3 protein-coding genes are annotated in these 17,879 nt (G+C 74.5%); all 3 read left to right on the plus strand.

Annotated features, from left to right (window positions below):
* Positions 1–977 precede the first annotated feature (977 nt).
* From KBX43_RS00675 to KBX43_RS00685, 3 genes are read left to right on the plus strand one after another with little or no spacing between them, the layout of a single operon-like run.
* Positions 978–9,668, plus strand: coding sequence for a type I polyketide synthase (locus KBX43_RS00675; RefSeq protein ID WP_210882288.1), 8,691 nt, complete (start codon positions 978–980; stop codon positions 9,666–9,668).
* Positions 9,665–14,491, plus strand: a complete 4,827-nt coding sequence (locus tag KBX43_RS00680) for a type I polyketide synthase (protein ID WP_210882293.1) — start codon at positions 9,665–9,667, stop codon at positions 14,489–14,491. The genes KBX43_RS00675 and KBX43_RS00680 overlap by 4 nt, the downstream gene beginning before the upstream one ends.
* A gap of 1 nt (position 14,492) precedes the next feature.
* Positions 14,493–17,864 (plus strand): non-ribosomal peptide synthetase, encoded by a 3,372-nt coding sequence (locus KBX43_RS00685; protein ID WP_210882294.1) that lies wholly within the window; start codon positions 14,493–14,495, stop codon positions 17,862–17,864.
* Positions 17,865–17,879: the final 15 nt, after the last annotated feature.

Below are 17,879 nucleotides of genomic sequence, written 5' to 3' on the forward strand. Positions count from 1 at the left end.
CTTTGGTCGACGCGCTTATCGCGCGCCCCGATCCGGGCGCGGAAGCCATTTCCGCAGGTCGCGTGGAGTGTCGTGAGCATACTGATCTTGGCTGCCCGGATTGGCGGCCCTGATTGGCGTGATCGACGGGCAACGCAGAGCGACGCCTGGTGTTATGCTGCGCTCCGGGGGAGGTAGTCTGGATGATGTCATCGGCTATCAGACGGGCCTTGGCCAGGAGTTTCAGGCCCGTACACGACGGCGTTTATTCCACTCGTCAATATGTGCGGCGAGGACGGCATAGGCGGGGCGGATGACGCCCGCCGACGCGCTTCTTGGCTGAAGCGCACCATCTGTCACGGGCATGGCGCAGCGGGGCACGTGGGCCGCCGTACGCGCGTTCGCCCGCGTTTTCCCTGCGGCAAGGCGCGCCGTTGTGTATGCCGTGATGGCCTACGGCCTGCGCTTTTGCGCGCTCCCTGCCGGGCGGGACGCTGCTCCGGGTCGACTGTCGGGTAAGTGGCGCGCAATTATCCGACAGTGGCAGAGCTGCGTTCACCTGCAGTTATGAAAATCGTTCCCGCCTGTCGGAGAGTTGGCGCTCGGTGCGTTGCTTGCGCCTCCTGGGAAAACCGAGTTACACAAACTTTATCAACGATCAGGGTTGACACTCGCCGATGAACGCCGGGATGCTGGTGCCGCCGCCGTCCTGGTAGTCGGCGGGACGAACGCGGATCCTTTCGCGAAGTCCAGAACGTGCTTTCCGGACTATTAACGTGGTGCGAACGCAGCATTAATCATGCATTCGTGCCGGACCTGCTGTGCCTTTACCGGACGTCAGAAGGAATCGGATCGTGGGCATTTCCCTGCCAGGACGAGGCGATGCGGCCGACCCAGTGCGACAGTCGGCCGGGTCCGCCGGTCGCGCTGGTCAACCGCCGAAACCCGGCACCCTGGTCGACCGGTTCCGTGCGGTCCTTCTCGACCGTCCGGACGGCGTGACCTATCGGTTCCTGGCCGACGGCGAGAACGACGAGGTCGCCATTTCCAACGCCGACATGGATCGGCGGGCCCGGGCCATCGCCGCCACGTTGCGAGAGCGCGTGAACGAGGGCGAGCGGGCGCTCATCGTCTGCCCGCCGGGCCTGGACTACCTCGCCGCGTTCCTGGGCTGCCTCTACGCCCGGGTGATCGCCGTACCGGTGTACCCGCCGAACCCGGTGCTGCTCAAGCGGACCCTGCCCCGGCTGATCGGCGTGATCCAGGACGCCCGTCCCGCTGTCGTGCTCGCGCCGGCGGAGATCACCGCTATGGCCGGCCAGATCACCGCGCTGGCGCCCGCGCTGGGCTCGCTCGTCTGGCAGGCCGTCGACCGGATCGACCCGGCCGTGGCCGACGGGTGGCGCGAGCCCGGCCTCGGCGGTGACGACGTGGCGTTCCTCCAGTACACGTCCGGCTCCACCGGGCGGCCGAAGGGCGTGGTGCTCAGCCACGCCAACCTGCTGGCCAACCTCGAGGTGACGAACCAGCGTTTCATCACCGACGTCGAGACCACCCGGCTGGTGAGCTGGCTGCCGCCGTACCACGACATGGGGCTGATCGGCGCCATGCTGCAGCCGCTCTACGCCGGGTTCCCGGCGACCTTCATGTCACCGACGTCGTTCCTCAAGCGCCCGCTCCGCTGGCTGCAGGCCATCTCCACCTACCGGGCCACGCTCAGCGGCAGCCCCAACTTCGGTTACGAGCTGTGCCTGGCGAAGACCACCGCGGACGAACGCGCGGCGCTGGACCTGAGCAGCTGGCGGCTGGCGTTCAGCGGGGCCGAGCCGGTCCGGGCCGAGACCATCGACCGGTTCGTGGCGGCCTTCGGGCCCAGCGGGTTCCGCCGCGAGGCCTTCTACCCCTGCTACGGCCTGGCCGAGGCGGCGCTGTTCGTCGCCGGCGGGCTGGCCGGCACCGAACCGGCAGTACGCCGGGTGCGTGCCGCCGACCTGGCCGACAACCGGGCGGTCGAGGCCGGCCCGGACGAGGAGAGCCGGACGCTCGTCAGCTGCGGAACGGCGGCCGCCGGGCACGAGCTGGTCATCGTCGACCCCGCTACCTGCGAGCGGCTCCCGGCCGGCCGGGTCGGGGAGATCTGGTTCGGCGGCGGCAGCGTCGCCCAGGGCTACTGGGGACGCCCGCAGGAGAGCGAGGAGACCTTCCGGGCCCGGCTCGCCGGCAGCGGCGACGGCCCGTTCCTGCGCACCGGCGACCTGGGCTTCCTGACCGACGACGGCGAGCTGTTCGTCACCGGCCGGCACAAGGACCTGATCATCATCGCCGGGCGGAACCACTACCCGAGCGACATCGAGGTGACGGTCGAGCAGAGCGATCCGACGCTGCGGCCGGGCTGCGGCGTGGCCTGTTCGGTGGAGGTCGACGGCGAGGAGCGGCTCGTCGTCATCCAGGAGGTCGGCGGCAGCCGCGCCCGGCTCGACGCCGAGCGCGTCGTCACGGCGATCCGCGGCGCGGTCGCCCAGGAGCACGGCCTCCAGGTGCACGACGTGGTCCTGATCAAGCAGGGCAGCATCCCGAAGACCTCCAGCGGAAAGCTGCAACGGCGGGCCGCCCGGCAGTCCTTCCTCACCGGCGACCTCACGGTGCTGGCGAGCTGGAGCGCGGCCGACCCGGAACACGTCACCGGCGGTGCGGGCAGCACGCCGGCACCGCCCCTGGCCGCGCCCGGTCGCGCCGAGGTCGAGCAGCGCCTCGTGGCGGAGCTGGCCGCCCGGCTGGGGATCAGCCCGCAGGCGGTGGACCCCACCCGGCCCGTCGCCACGTACGGGCTGCAGTCGGTGGAGATGGTCGGGCTCGTGGGCGAACTGGAGACGTGGCTGGGCCGTTCCCTGTCCGCGACCCTGATCTGGGAGTACCCGACCATCGAGGTGCTGGCCGCCCACCTCGGCGACCCGGCCGTCGGCTCCGAACCCGCCGCGCCGGTCGAGCCCACGGCGCCGGCCGATCCGGCCGCGACCACGGCGACCGGCGCCGAGGCGACCGCGGGCCACGCGGACGCGACCGACGAGGCCGTCGCCGTCATCGGCATCGGCTGCCGCCTCCCCGGCGGCGTCGACGGACCGGAGAGCTTCTGGCGCCTGCTGACCGAAGGACGCGACGCGGTCCGCGAGGTGCCCGCCGACCGGTGGGACGCCGACGAGCTGCACACCGACGACGCGACGACGCCCGGAAGGACGACCACCCGCTGGGGCGGCTTCCTGGACCGGATCGACCAGTTCGACCCGCACTTCTTCGGCATCGCCGCCCACGAGGCCGCCCGGATGGACCCGCAGCAGCGGCTTCTCGCCGAGGTGACCTGGGAGGCGCTGGAGGACGCCGGACTGGCCGCCGACGACCTGGCCGGCTCCCCGACCGGCGTCTTCATCGGCATCGCCACCAGCGACTACGCCCAGCTCACCCTCGCCGACCTCGACCGGGTCGACGCGTACACCGGCACCGGCAACGCGTTCAGCATCGCGGCGAACCGCCTGTCGTACCTGTTCGACCTGCGCGGCCCGAGCATCGCCGTCGACACCGCCTGCTCCTCCTCGCTGGTCGCGGTGCACCAGGCCGTCACCAGCCTGAGCCGGGGAGACTGCACGCTGGCCGTCGCCGGCGGGGTCAACGTGGTCCTGTCACCCGCGCTGGCGATCAACTTCAGCAAGGCCGGCGCGATGGCGGGCGACGGTCGCTGCAAGACCTTCGACGCCCGGGCCGACGGCTACGTCCGCGCCGAGGGCGCCGGCGTGGTGATCCTCAAGCCGCTGTCCCGGGCGCTCGCCGACCAGGACCCGATCTACGGGGTGATCCTCGGCGGGGCGGTCAACCAGGACGGCCGGACCAACGGGCTGATGGCGCCGAACCCGCACGCCCAGGAGGCGGTGCTGCGCAGCGCGTACGAGCGGGCCGGCGTGGCGCCGGAACAGGTCGGCTACGTCGAGGCGCACGGCACCGGCACGCTGCTCGGCGACCCGATCGAGGCCAAGGCGCTCGCCGCCGTGGTCTGCGCCGACCGCGATCCGGCGCGGCCCCTGCTCATCGGATCGGTCAAGTCCAACCTCGGCCACCTGGAGGCCGCCGCCGGGATCGCCGGCCTGATCAAGGCCGCGCTGGTCCTGCGGCACCGGCAGATCCCGCCGAGCCTGCACTACCGGCAGCCCAACCCGCACATCCCGTTCGCGCAGCTCGCGCTCCAGGTGGCCGACACCGGTCAGCCGTGGCCGGACGGATACGCGCGGGCCGTCGCCGGAGTCAGCTCGTTCGGCTTCGGCGGCACCAACGCGCACCTGGTCCTCGCCGAGCCGCCCCGGTCCGACCGGCACGCCTCCTCCGAAACGGCCGCCGCGCCCGGCCACCTCCGCCTCAACGGCAGCGCGCCCGCCGGAGGCGCCCCGGCGGACCCGGCCCGGCTGCTGACCATCTCGGCCCGTACCCCCGAGGCGCTCGGTGAACTCGCCCGGCGGTACGCGGCGAAGCTGGCCCCGCCCGGCGAAGGCGCGGACCTCGCCGCCGTCTGCGCCGCCGCCGCCGTGCGTCGCACCCACCACGAGCACCGGCTGGCCTGCGTCGGTGACTCGCCCGAGCAGGTACGGGACGCGCTCGTCGCGTACGCGGCCGGCACGGAACGGCCCGGGCTGTCGTGGGGCGCCCGGCGCGTCTCCCGGCGCCCGAAGCCCGTCTTCGTGTTCTCCGGCCAGGGGCCCCGATGGTGGCCGATCACCGAGGACCTGCTCGCCGAGCCGGCGTTCCGCGACACGTTCGCGCAGTGCGACCGGGCGCTGCGGCAGTACGTCGACTTCTCCCTGCTCGACCTGGTCACCGGCCGGGACGACGCGAGTCTGCTGGACGACCCGGCGGTCGCCCAGCCCGCGCTGACCGCCGTGCAGATCGCCCTGGCCGCGCTCTGGCGCTCCTGGGGCGTCGAGCCGGCCGCCGTGGTCGGGCACAGCGTCGGCGAGGTGGCCGCCGCCCAGGTCGCGGGCGCGCTCGGCATCGCCGACGCGATGCGGGTCGCCCGCCAGCGGGGCCGGGTCATCCGCGCCGCCATCGGCAACGGCCGGATGGCGGTGCTCGGCCTCCCGCTCGACCGGACCGAGCAGTTGCTCGCCGAGCGGCGGCCGGGCGCCGTCTCGGTCGCCGCCACCAACGGACCGGAGTCCACTGTGCTCTCCGGCGACGGCGCGGCCCTGGCCGCCCTCGCCGAGACGCTGACGGCCGAGGGGACGTTCTGCCGGATGCTCGAATCGGTCGACTACGCCTCGCACAGCCCACAGATGGAACCGCTGCGCGCCGAGCTCGGCGCGCTGCTCGACGGGCTCACCCCGGGGCCCGCCGCCGTGCCGATGCTCTCCACGGTCACCGCCGGGCCGATCGACGGCGCCGCGCTCGACGCCGCGTACTGGGCCGACAACCTGCGCCGGCCGGTGCTGTTCGACACCGCCGTCACCCGGCTGGTCGACGCCGGGCACGACGTGTTCGTGGAGATCTCCCCGCATCCCATGCTCGGCGGCGCGGTCACCGAACGCATCGCCCGCCAGCAGCGCGACGGCGTCGTCGTCGCCTCGCTGCGCCGCGACGAGCCGAGCCGGGCCACGGTCCTCGGTGAGCTGGGCCGCCTCTGGACCGCCGGCTGCCCGGTCGACTGGCGCCGGATGTACGGGCCGGTCGTGCCGATGGCCGCGCTGCCGGCGTACCCGTGGCAGCGGGAACGGCACTGGATCACCGACGAGTACCCCCGGACGCGGCGCACCGCCCACCGCGGGCACCCGGTGCTGGAGACGTACGTCCGGTCCGCCGCCGAACCGGGCGGACACCACTTCGGCGTCCGGCTCGACCTGGCCGGGTTCGGCTACCTGCGGGACCACGTCGTCGAGGACAGCCCGGTGCTGCCGGCCAGCCTGCTTCTCGACGCGGCGCTGGCGGCGACCCGGCGGCTCCTCGACGATCCGGCCGCGGTGGTCGAGCGGATCGAACTGACCCGGGTCACCCTCGTCGAGGAGCTGGCCGAGGCGGACACCGTCCAACTCGTCCTGCTCCCGGAGACCGCCACCGGCGGCACGCTGCGGATCTACAGCCGCGGACCGGACGACGCCTGGAACGAGGTGGCGCACGGCCGGTACGGCGCCGCGCAGCCGTTCCCGGCCGGCGCCGTCGAGCCGCTGACCACGGTCCGCTCGCGCTGCGGCGAGCAGCGGGACAGCGCCGAGCACTACGCCCGGCTGGCCCGGTCCGGCCTGCGCTACGGCCCCGCCTTCCAGGGCGTCGCCGCGCTCTGGCAGGGCGAGCGCGAGGCGGTCGCCGAACTGCGCGACCCGGCCGAGCTGACCGGCGCCCGGGAGCCGTACCTGGTGCACCCCGCCCTGCTGGACAGCTGCCTGCACGTGCTGGCGGCGGCCATGACCGGCGCCGACGCCGGGACGTACCTGCCGGTGGGGGTGGAGCGTTTCGCCCTCGCCGCCGGCCCGGGCGTACCCCGATGGGCGCACGCCACCGTGGGCGGGGCCGCCACCGACGGCCCGGAGATCGACGGCGCCCGGGTGGTGCTCTACGACGCGGCCGGCGACCCGGTGGGCGAGATCGCCGGCGTGCGGCTGCGCCGGCTGGCCGGCTCCGGCCCGGCCGACCCGGTCGGCGAGGCGCTGCTCGACCTGGCCTGGCAGGAGGCCACCGACGGGGCACAGACGCCGGAGACCGGCGGCTGGTGGCTGCTGCTCACCGGCGCCGACCCGGTCGGCGGCGACCTGCGGGCCGCGCTGTCCGGCCGGGGCGTGGACACGGTGACCGTCGCACCCGGTGACGCCTACCGGCAGGTTGCCCTGGATCGGTACGAGGTCGACCCGGCCCGGCCGGCGGACTTCGTGACGCTCCTGACCGACCTGCGTGCCGCCCGGCCGGAGCCGTGCGCCGGAGTGCTGCACGCGTGGAGCCTCGACGTGCGCCTCACCGAGCAGAGCCCGGCCGACCTGCCGGACACCCCACTGGACCGGCTCGAACTGCTCGGTCCGGTCGCCGTCACGCATCTGGTGCGGGCGCTCACCGAGGTCGGCGGCCGGTCACCCCGGCTGGTGCTGGCCACCCGGGGCGCGCAGGTGGTCGCCGCCGACGCGGGCGCGCCGGACCCGGCCCAGGGCGGCCTCTGGGGACTGGCCCGGGTGGTCGCGCTGGAACACGCCGAGCTGCGCCCCACGATCGTCGACCTCGACCCGGCCGACGGGCGGCACGGCGTTCCCGGCCTGGTCGACGAACTGCTGCACCGGCCCGGTGGCGAGCAGGTCGCGCTGCGCGGCGGCCGGCGCTACGTGCCCCGGCTGGTCCCGTGGCGCGCGCCCACGGCCACGCCGGCGCGTCCGCACCCGTTCGACCGGTCCGCCGCCGACGGCAACTACCGGCTGCTGTCGGTGCAGGGACACCTGGGCAGCCTGACGCCGGTGCTCTCCGCACGCGTGCCGCCCGGCCCCGGCCAGGTGCAGATCGAGGTGGCCGCCGCCGGACTCAACTTCAACGACGTGCTCAAGGCGATGGAGATCTGCCCCGGCGTACCCCCGGGCATCGTGCCGCTGGGCGGCGAGTGCGCCGGCCGGGTCACCGCGCTCGGCGCCGGAGTCACCGGCCTGAGCGTCGGCGACGCGGTGATGGCGGTGGCCCCGTCCAGCATGGCCGCGTACACCACCACCCGGGCCGAGCTGGTCGCCCCCGTCCCCGGCGGGCTCACCGACGAGCAGGCCGCCGCGCTGCCGATCGCGTTCCTCACCGTGGTGTACGGCCTGGAGTACCTGGCCCACCTCGGCGAGGGCGACACCCTCCTGATCCACTCGGCCACCGGCGGCGTCGGCCTGGCCGCGCTGCAGGTGGCCCGCCGCAACGGCGCCGAGGTGCTGGCCACCGCCGGCAGTGAGGAGAAGCGGGAACTGCTGCGCCGCCTCGGCGTCAAGCACGTGATGGACTCCCGGTCGCTGCGTTTCGCCGACGAGGTGCTGGCCCTCACCGACGGCCGGGGCGTGGACGTCGTGCTCAACTCGCTCACCGGCGAGGCGCTCACCCGCAGCCTCGGCCTGCTCGCGCCGAACGGGCGGTTCGTCGAGATCGGCAAGCAGGACATCTACGCCAACAGCCACCTCGGCCTGCGGGCGCTGCGGCACAACCGCTCGTTCCTCGCCGTCGACCTGGAACGCGCCTTCGCCGAGCGGCCGAAGCTGATCGCCCGCCTCTTCGCCGAGGTGCTGCGCGGCTTCGACAGCGGCGAGTTCACCGCCCTCCCGGTGACCACCTACGACTACGCCGACGCGGCGGCGGCGTTCGGTCTCATGGCGCAGGCCCGGCACACCGGCAAGATCGTGCTGCGGCCCGGTGGGCACGAGGTGGCCGCCGTACCGCCGGGGGAGGTCCCGGTCCGGCCGGCCGCCACGTACCTGATCACCGGTGGTCTCGGCGCTCTCGGCCTGGAGACCGCCCGCTGGCTGGCCGGTCGCGGCGCGCGGCACCTGGCGCTGCTCGGCCGCAGCCGGCCCTCGGCGTACGCCGGGCAGGTCCTCGACGAGTTGCGCGGGCAGGGCGTCGAGGTCCAGGTCCGGCAGGCCGACATCGCCCGCCACGAGGACGTCACGGCGGTGCTGGCGGACCTCGACCGGACGATGCCGCCGCTGGCCGGCGTCGTGCACGCCGCCGGTGTGCTGGACGACGGGCTGATGCTGCAGCTCGACCGGGCCCGGTTCCGGGCCGTGGCCGCGCCCAAGGTGGACGGCGCCTGGCATCTGCACCGGGCCACCCTGGACCGGGACCTCGACTTCTTCGTCCTCTACTCCTCGGCCGCCGCGCTGCTCGGCTCACCGGGCCAGGCCAACTACGCCGCCGCGAACGCGTTCCTGGACACGCTCGCGCAGCGGCGCCGGGCGCAGGGACGGGCCGCGCTGAGCGTCAACTGGGGTCCCTGGTCCGGGTCCGGCCTGGCGGCCCGCCCGGACCGTGGCGGCCAGCTCGCCGGGCAGGGCATCGTCGGCATCGACCCACGCGACGGCATCGAGGCGCTGGACCGGCTGGTGCGGACCCCGGCGGCGCAGGCGGCCGTCCTGCCGCTGGACCTCGACCGGCTCCGCACGGCCGCGGCCGGCGGGCTCGTGCCCGCGCTGCTGGCCGACCTGGTCGCGGTGGACACCCCGCGCACGGCCGAGGGCCGGGCGCGCTCCGGCGAGGTACGCCGGCGGCTGCTCACCGTCGAGCCGGGCCGCCGCCGGCGCGCCCTGCTCACCGGGCACGTCGCCGGTGAGGTGGCCCGGGTGCTCAAGGTGGACGCCGACCGGGTCGACGTCACCTCGCCGCTGGCGAACATGGGCTTCGACTCGCTGATGTCGCTGGAGCTGCGCAAGCGGCTGGAGACGTCGCTCGACGTCGAACTGTCCGCCACGCTCGCGTGGCGCTTCCCGACCATCGACGCGCTCGTACCGCACCTCGCCGAGCGGATGGACGTGGCGCTGGAGGCCGGGCCGGACGCCGACGTCTCCCCGGCGGGGACCGGCCCGGCGACCGCGCCCGGCGCGACACCGGCCGCCGGGACCGACGACCCGGCCACCGACCTGGAGCAGCTCTCCGACGACGACGTCGAGGCGCTCCTGCTGGCCAAGCTCAACCAGATCGAGGAAGGGCGTCAGGGATGACCACGACCGGGCAGCAGGCGCAGGCGCCGAACTCCACGCTCAAGCGCGCCTACCTGCAGATGGAGCGGATGCAGCGGCAGCTCGCCGAGTACGAGCGCGGCCGGACCGAGCCCGTCGCGGTCGTCGGCATGGGGCTGCGCTTCCCCGGCGGCGCGGTCGACGCGGAGAGCTTCTGGCGGATCCTGCGCGACGGCGTCGACGCGGTCGCGGAGATCCCGGCCGACCGCTGGCCGGTCGACGAGTTCTACGACGAGCAACCGCAGCAGCCCGGCAAGATGCGGACCCGCTGGGGCGGCTTCCTGGACCGCGTCGACCACTTCGACTACGAGTTCTTCGGCATCTCCCGGCGCGAGGCGCTGGCCATGGACCCGCAGCAGCGGCTCGCCCTGGAGGTGTCCTGGGAGGCGCTGGAGAACGCCGGGAAGGCGCCGACCGCGCTGGCCGGCAGCCGTACCGGGGTGTTCCTCGGCGTGTGCAGCAACGACTTCGCCACCGAGAACTTCCCCGGGCTGGAGGACATCACCGCCTACGCCAGCACCGGCACCGCGCACAGCGTGGTGACCGGGCGGATCTCGTACGTCTTCGACTTGCGCGGCCCGAGCGTGGCGGTGGACACCGCCTGCTCGTCCTCGCTGGTGTCGGTGCACATGGCGGTGCAGAGCCTGCGGTCCGGCGAGTGCGACCTGGCCCTCGGCGGCGGGGTGAACGTCGTCCTGTCGCCGCTGCCCAGCGTGGCCTTCTCCCAGTTCCCCGGCATGGTCGCCCCGGACGGCCGGTGCAAGACCTTCGACGCCCGCGCCAACGGCTACGTCCGCAGCGAGGGCTGCGGCATCATCGTGCTCAAGCGTCTGACCGACGCGGTACGCGACGGCGACCAGGTGCTCGCGGTGATCCGCGGCGGCGCGGTCAACCAGGACGGTCGCAGCTCCGGGGTGACCGCCCCGAACGGGGTGGCGCAGCGCGACGTGCTGCGCCGGGCGCTCGCGGCCAGCGGCGTCGCCGCCGAGCAGGTCTCCTACATCGAGGCGCACGGCACCGGCACCACGCTCGGCGACCCGATCGAGGTCGAGGCGCTGGCCGAGGTGTACGGCCGCGAGGAGGGCGCACCGGTCTACCTGGGGTCGTCGAAGACGAACGTCGGCCACGCCGAGGCCGCCTCCGGCATCGTCGGGCTGATCAAGGTGGTGCTCGCCCTGCACAAGGGCGCGATCCCGCCGAACGTGCACTTCACCGAGCTGAATCCGCACATCTCCTTCGCCGGCACCACGTTCGCGGTGCCGACCGAGTTGAGCGAGTGGCCGGCGGTCGCCGAGCGGCCGGTGGCCGGGGTGAGCAGCTTCGGGTTCAGCGGCACCAACGCCCACCTGATCGTGCAGGCCGCGCCCGAGCCGCCGGCCGTACCGTCGGAACCGGCGGTGGAGCGGCCCCGTTCGGTGCTGCCGCTGTCGGCCCGGACGCCGGACGGGCTGCTGGAGCTAGCCCGGCGCTACCAGCAGCGGCTGTCCGCCGACCCGGGCGCGGCGCTGGCCGACGTCTGCTTCTCGGCCGGCACCGGACGGGCCCACTTCCCGCACCGGCTGGCCGCCGTCGGCGCGTCCGCCCGGGAGGTCGCCGACCAGCTCGCCGACTTCGTCGACGGGCTGCCCGGCGACCTGCCGGTGGTGGGCGAGGCCGGCAGCGACGACGTGGTCTTCCTCTTCACCGGGCAGGGCCCGCAGCGCGTCGGCATGGCCCGCGCCCTCTATCAGACGCAGCCCACCTTCCGGCAGGCCGTCGACCGCTGCGACGAGATCCTGCGGCCGCTGCTGGACGTCCCGCTGCTGGACGTGATCTACCCGGCCGACCCGGACTCCGACCTGGTCTACCGCACGACCTACTCGCAGCCGGCGCTGTTCGCGGTGCAGTACGCCATGGCGCAGATGTGGCGCTCCTGGGGCGTCGAGCCGGTGGCGGTGCTCGGGCACAGCTTCGGCGAGTACGTGGCCGCCTGCGTGGCCGGCATGATGAGCCTGGAGGACGGGCTGCGGCTGGTCGTCGAACGCGGCCGGCTGATGTGGGAGCTGAACGGCAACGGCGCGATGGTGGCCGTCTTCGCCCCCGAGGCCGAGGTCACCGAGGTGCTCGCCGGGTACGCCGACCGGGTGTCCGTCGCCGCGGTCAACGGCCCCGGCACCACCTCCATCTCCGGTGAGCGGGAGGCGCTGGCGCGGATCTGCGCCGAGTTCGACAGGCGCGGGGTGAAGACCAAGCAGCTGCACATCACCACCTCGTCGCACTCGCCGCTGATCGAGCCGATCCTGCCGGGCCTGCGCGCGGCGGCCGACGCGGTGACGTTCACCCCGCCGCGCATCCCGCTCGTGGCGAACCTGACCGGTGAGCTGTGGCCGTGGGACACCGCCCCGGACGCCGACTACTGGTGCCGGCACGCCCGCCAGCCGGTGCGCTTCGCGGCCAGCATCGACACGCTGCGCGAGCTGGGCTACCGCACCTTTGTCGAGATGGGACCCGCGCCGACGCTGCTCGGCATGATCAGCGACAACCTGCCGGCGGGGGAGGCCCTGCTGGCGCCGAGCCTGCGGCCCAAGCACGACGACTGGGCGGTGCTGCTGCACACCGTCGCCCGGCTCTACACCGCCGGCGTGGACCTGGACTGGGCCGGTTTCGACCGGGACTACCGGCGGGCCCGGGTGCCGCTGCCCACCTACCCGTTCGAGAAGACGCACTGCTGGCAGGAGCCGCGCCGCACGCAGCGGCAGCAGCAGCGGCACACCGGATCGTCCACCGTGGACGACACCGGCGAGGACGGCGCCGCCGCGTACGCCGACGACGACCTGCTCTACCGGCTCGACTGGCAACCTGTCGACGCGCCCGCGCCGGCTCCCGACCCGGAAGCAACCCCGGCCCGGACCTGGCTGGTGCTCACCGACGGGACCGGGGTCGGCACCGGGTTCGCCGACGCCGTCGCCGCCCGGGGCGAGCGGGTGGTACGGGTGTCGCCGGGCCCGGCGTACCGCGTCGACGGCGCGCGGGCCGAGGTGCGCCTGGACGGCCCGGCGGACCTGAGCCGGCTGGTGGACGAGCTGGCACTCGACGGCGGCGAGCTTCAGGTGCTGCACCTGTGGAGCCTCGACGACACCGACCCGGACGGCACGGCGGACGCCGTCGCGCTGCTGCGGGCCACCGAGCGGGGCAGCCTCAGCGCGGTCCACACCGCGCAGGCCCTGGCCCGGGCGCGGGGCCCGGAGACGGTACGGCTCTGGCTGGTCACCCGCGGCGCGGTACGGCCGGCCGACGCCCCGGGCGGGCCGGTGTCGCTCGCGGTGGCCCAGTCGGCCCTGTGGGGCCTGGGCCGGTCGTTGCAGCAGGAGCACTCGGCGCTCTGGGGCGGCCTGATCGACCTCGACCCGGCCGCCGACCCGGCCACGCTGGCCGCGCGTCTGGTGGGGGAGCTGACCGCCCGCGACGCCGAGGACCAGGTCGCGTTGCACGGCGACCGGCGCTACGTGGCCCGGCTCGTCCGCCAGGCGGTGCCCGAGGCCGACGCCGCCGACGGGCCGTGGCGGCCCGACGCGAGCTACCTGATCACCGGCGGCCTCGGCGGCATCGGCCTGGAGGTGGCCCGGTCGATGGTGCGGGCCGGCGCGCGGCGGCTGGTGCTGCTCGGCCGCACCGTGCTGCCGCCCCGCGCCGAGTGGGCCGGCCTGCCCGCCGACCATCCGGCGGCGGCACGTGTCGCCGGGGTGCGCGAGCTGGAGGCGCTCGGGGCCGCCGTGCACGTCGCCTCCGTCGACGTCGCCGACGAGGAGGCGGTACGGGCGTTCCTGGCCGGCTACGACCGGGAGGGCCGGCCGCCGATCCGGGGCGTCGTGCACGCCGCCGGCACCGGTGAGGTGGCCCCGCTGACGGAGCTGACCCGGGCCGACCTGGAACGCCCGCTGCTGCCCAAGGCCGTCGGCGCCTGGGTGCTGCACCGCCTGTTCGCCGGCCGGGAGCTGGACTTCTTCATCCTGTTCTCCTCGACCAGCTCGCTGCTCAGCTCGCCGTTCGTGGCCGGGTACGCGGCGGCCAACGCCTTCCTCGACGCGCTGGCGGCGCAGCGCCGCGCCGCCGGACTGCCCGGTCTGAGCGTCAACTGGGGTATCTGGGAAGGGGTCGGCCTGGCCAACCGGGGCGCCGACGCCACCCCCGGGCTCAGCAAGGGCATGGGCACGCTGCGGCCCGGCCAGGCGCTGCGGGTCTTCCACCGGCTGCTGCGCCACGACGAGCCGCAGATCGCCGTGGTCCCGGTCGACTGGACCGAGTGGGGGCGCCGCTACCAGGAGGTCTCCGGTTCGGCCCTGCTCGCCCCGCTGCTGCGCGGCGACGGCCCCGCCCGGCCCGCCCGGCGTACGGCCCGGACCAGCCTGCTGCCCAGCCGCGCGCAGCTGCTGGCCCTGCCGGCCGACCGGCGCGCCGAGACGCTCACCGGGCAACTGGTGCTCACCGTCGCGGCCACCCTCGGCTCCGCGACGGCGTCGGTCGGGCTGGACCAGCCGCTGTTCGACCTGGGCCTGGACTCGCTCATGGCGGTGGAGCTGAAGAACGAGATCGAACGCCAGCTCGGCGTCTCGCTGTCCATCGCGGTGTTCCTGGAGGGCGCCACCCTGCGCACCCTCACCGAGCAGATCGTCAGCCGGCTGCCGGCCGGTGCGGACGACGGCGGCGCCGACGCGGCGGCCATCGGGCGGGTCGAGCGGTTCGAGGACGTCGCCTCGGAGCTGCTCGCCGAGCTGGAAGGCCTCTCCGACGAGCAGGCGCGGGCCGTACTGGGCCAGGAGGCGTGAGATGACCGACCTCGACGCACGGCTCGCCGCGCTCTCCCCGGAGAAACGGGCGCTGTTCGAGAAGCTGCTGCGCGAGCGGGGCCAGGCGCGGCCCGCCCGGCGGGAGAACGTCTTCCCGATCTCCGTGATGCAGCAGGGCATCTGGTTTTTGGAGCAGCTCCGGCCCGGCAACCCGGCGTACCTGATCCCGGCGGCGGTGCGCATCCGCGGCCCGCTGGACACCGCCCTGCTGCGGCAGGCGGTCGACGGGATCGTCGCCCGGCACGAGTCGCTGCGGACCACGTTCGAGCTGCGCGACGGGCGGCCGGTGCAGGTGGTCCACCCGGCGCTCGCGATCCCGCTGGCCGAGACCGACCTGCGCGGCACGCCGGCCGGCGGCGACGAGCTGGAGGCGCGGATCGTGGCCGCGCTGCGCGAGCCGTTCGACATCACCACCGGCCCGCTGCTGCGGCTGGCCCTGCTCCGGCTCGGTGACGACGACTGCGTGCTCGGTGTGGCGATGCACCACCTCGTCTCCGACGGCTGGTCCGTCGGGGTGCTGCTGGGTGAACTCTCCACCCGGTACGCCGCGCTGGCCACTGGTGCCGAGCCGGCGCTGCCCGAGCTGAGTGTCCAGTACGGCGACTACGCCGCCTGGCAGCAGGACTGGCTGCGCGGGGAGGACCTGTCGGCGGACCTGGCCCACTGGCGGGAGCACCTCGCCGGGGCGCCGGCCGTGCTCGACCTGCCGACCGACCGGCCCCGCCCGCCGGTGCAGGGCTTCCAGGGCGCCTCCCAACCGTTCACGTTGCCCGAGCCGGTGCTCACCGCGCTCGGCGCGCTCGGCAAGCAGCACGGCGCGACCACGTACATGGCGCTGCTGGCCGCCTTCGGCGTGCTGCTGCGCCGCTACAGCGGGCAGGACGACGTGGTGGTCGGCGTGCCGATGGCCAACCGGGACCGGGCCGAGGTCGAACCGCTCATCGGGTTCTTCGTCAACACCCTGCCGGTCCGCGTGGACCTGACCGGCAACCCGACCTTCACCGAACTGCTGGGCCGGGTCCGGGACGCCTGCCTCGGCGCGTACGCCCACCAGCGGGTGCCGTTCGAGAAGGTGGTGGAGGCGCTGAAGCCGGCCCGCGACCTCAGCCGGCCGCCGATCTTCCAGGTGGGGCTCTCCTACCAGAGCGACCCGCTGCCCACGCTGGCCCTGGCCGGGGTGGAGTTCGAACGGCTGCCGCTGCGCGCCCAGGGCGCCCGCTTCGACCTGGAGCTGCAGCTGTTCAACGACGCCGGTGGGGTCAGCGGCTGGTTCGAGTACGACCGCGACCTGTTCGAACCCGCCACCATGGCCCGGATGGCCGGGCACTACCGGCGGATCGTCGAGCTGGCCGTCGCCGGCCCGCACACGGCTGTCGACGAACTGCCGTTGCTGGACGCCGACGAGCGGGACGCGGTGCTGGCGCTGTCCCGGGGCGAGGCGCGGCGGTGGCCCGGCGCGGGCTGGGCGCACGAGCAGATCGCCGAGCGGGCCCGGCGTACGCCGGAACTGCCGGCGGTGCGGTTCGCCGGCCGCACCGTCGGCTACGGGGAGCTGCTGCGCCGGGCCAACGGGCTGGCCCGCCGGCTGCGTGCCGCCGGGGTCGGCCCCGGCGTGCGGGTCGGCCTGGTGCTGGAACGCTCGGTGGAGCTGGTGGTCGGCCTGCTGGCGATCTGGCAGGCCGGCGGCGCGTACGTGCCCGTCGACCCGGGCCTGCCGGCCCGGCGGGTGGCGCTGATGCTCGACGACGCGGACCCGGCGGTGGTGCTCACCCAGCGGCGGCTCGGCGAGAAGCTGTCCTGGGACGGGCCGCTGTGGTTCGCCGACGAGCTGCTCACCGACGACGTGCCCGCGGACGCCGCCGACGACCGGCCCACCCCGGTACGCGGCACCGACGTCGCCTACGTCATCTACACCTCCGGGTCGACCGGCCGGCCCAAGGGCGTGCCGAACACGTTCGCCGGCATCCGCAACCGGCTGCTGTGGATGCAGGACGCCTACGGCCTCGGCCCCGGCGACCGGGTGCTGCAGAAGACGCCGTACTCGTTCGACGTCTCGGTCTGGGAGTTCTTCTGGCCGTTGATGACCGGCGCGACGCTCGTCGTGGCCCGCCCGGACGGGCACCGCGACGGCGCCTACCTGGTCGACACGATCCGCTCCGAACAGGTCACCACCGTGCACTTCGTGCCCTCCATGCTCCAGGCGTTCCTGCGCGAGCCCGACGTCGAGCGGTGCGTGAGCCTGCGCCGGGTGATCTGCAGCGGCGAGGCGCTTCCCCGCGACCTGCAGGACCGCTTCTTCACCCGGTCCGCCGCCGAGCTGCACAACCTGTACGGCCCGACCGAGGCGGCGATCGACGTCACCGCATGGGCCTGCCGCCGTGACGACTCCCGGCCGGTGCCGATCGGGCGGCCGATCGCGAACACCCAGGTGTACGTGCTGGACCGCCATCTGCAGCCGGTGCCGGTGGGTGTGCCGGGCGAGCTGCACATCGGCGGGGTCAACGTGGCGCTCGGCTACCTGAACCGGCCCGAGCTGACCGCCGAACGGTTCGTCGCCGACCCGTTCGCCACGCCGGCGCCGACCGGCGGCGCGGCCGTCACCGGCGACCGCGACGACGACCGGCCGCCCGCCCGGCTCTACAAGACCGGTGACCTGGGCCGGATCCGTGCCGACGGCGCGATCGAGTACCTGGGCCGCCTCGACCACCAGGTGAAGCTGCGCGGCTTCCGGATCGAGCTGGGCGAGATCGAGGCGGCGCTGACCGCCTGCCCCGGCGTCACCGAGGCGGTGGTGGTGGCGCGTGCGCACGGCGGCGACACCCGGCTGGTGGCGTACCTGGCCGGGCCGGCCGTGCCGGCCACCGGTGAGCTGATCAGCCGGTTGAAGGAACGGCTGCCCGACTACATGGTGCCGGCGGTCTTCACCACGCTGGACGCCCTGCCGCTGACCCCGAACGGCAAGGTGGACCGGTCGGCCCTGCCCGAACCCGACCTGGCCCGCCCGGAGCTGCGCAGCCCGTACGTGGCGCCGCGCGACGAGCTGGAGCGGACCGTCGCCGGCATCTGGCGGGAGCTGCTCGGCGTGGAGCAGGTCGGGGTGGACGACAACTTCTTCGAGCTTGGCGGCCACTCCCTGCTGATGGCCGAGGCCCGCCTGCGGCTCGTCGCGGCGGCCGGCCGGGACGTGACGCTCGTCGAGCTGTTCCAGTTCCCGACCGTCGCCGCGCTCGCCGGTTACCTCAACCGGCCCGGCGCGGACGGCGACGGCCTGGGCGACGCCCAGGAACGGGCGGCCACCCGCCGGCAGTCACTGAGTCGACGTCGCCGCCGCTCGTCGGCCGCGCAGGCATGAACGGTAGGTGAGACA

Source organism: Micromonospora sp. C41, from assembly GCF_018070485.1.
Classification (GTDB): Bacteria; Actinomycetota; Actinomycetes; order Mycobacteriales; family Micromonosporaceae; genus Micromonospora; species Micromonospora chalcea.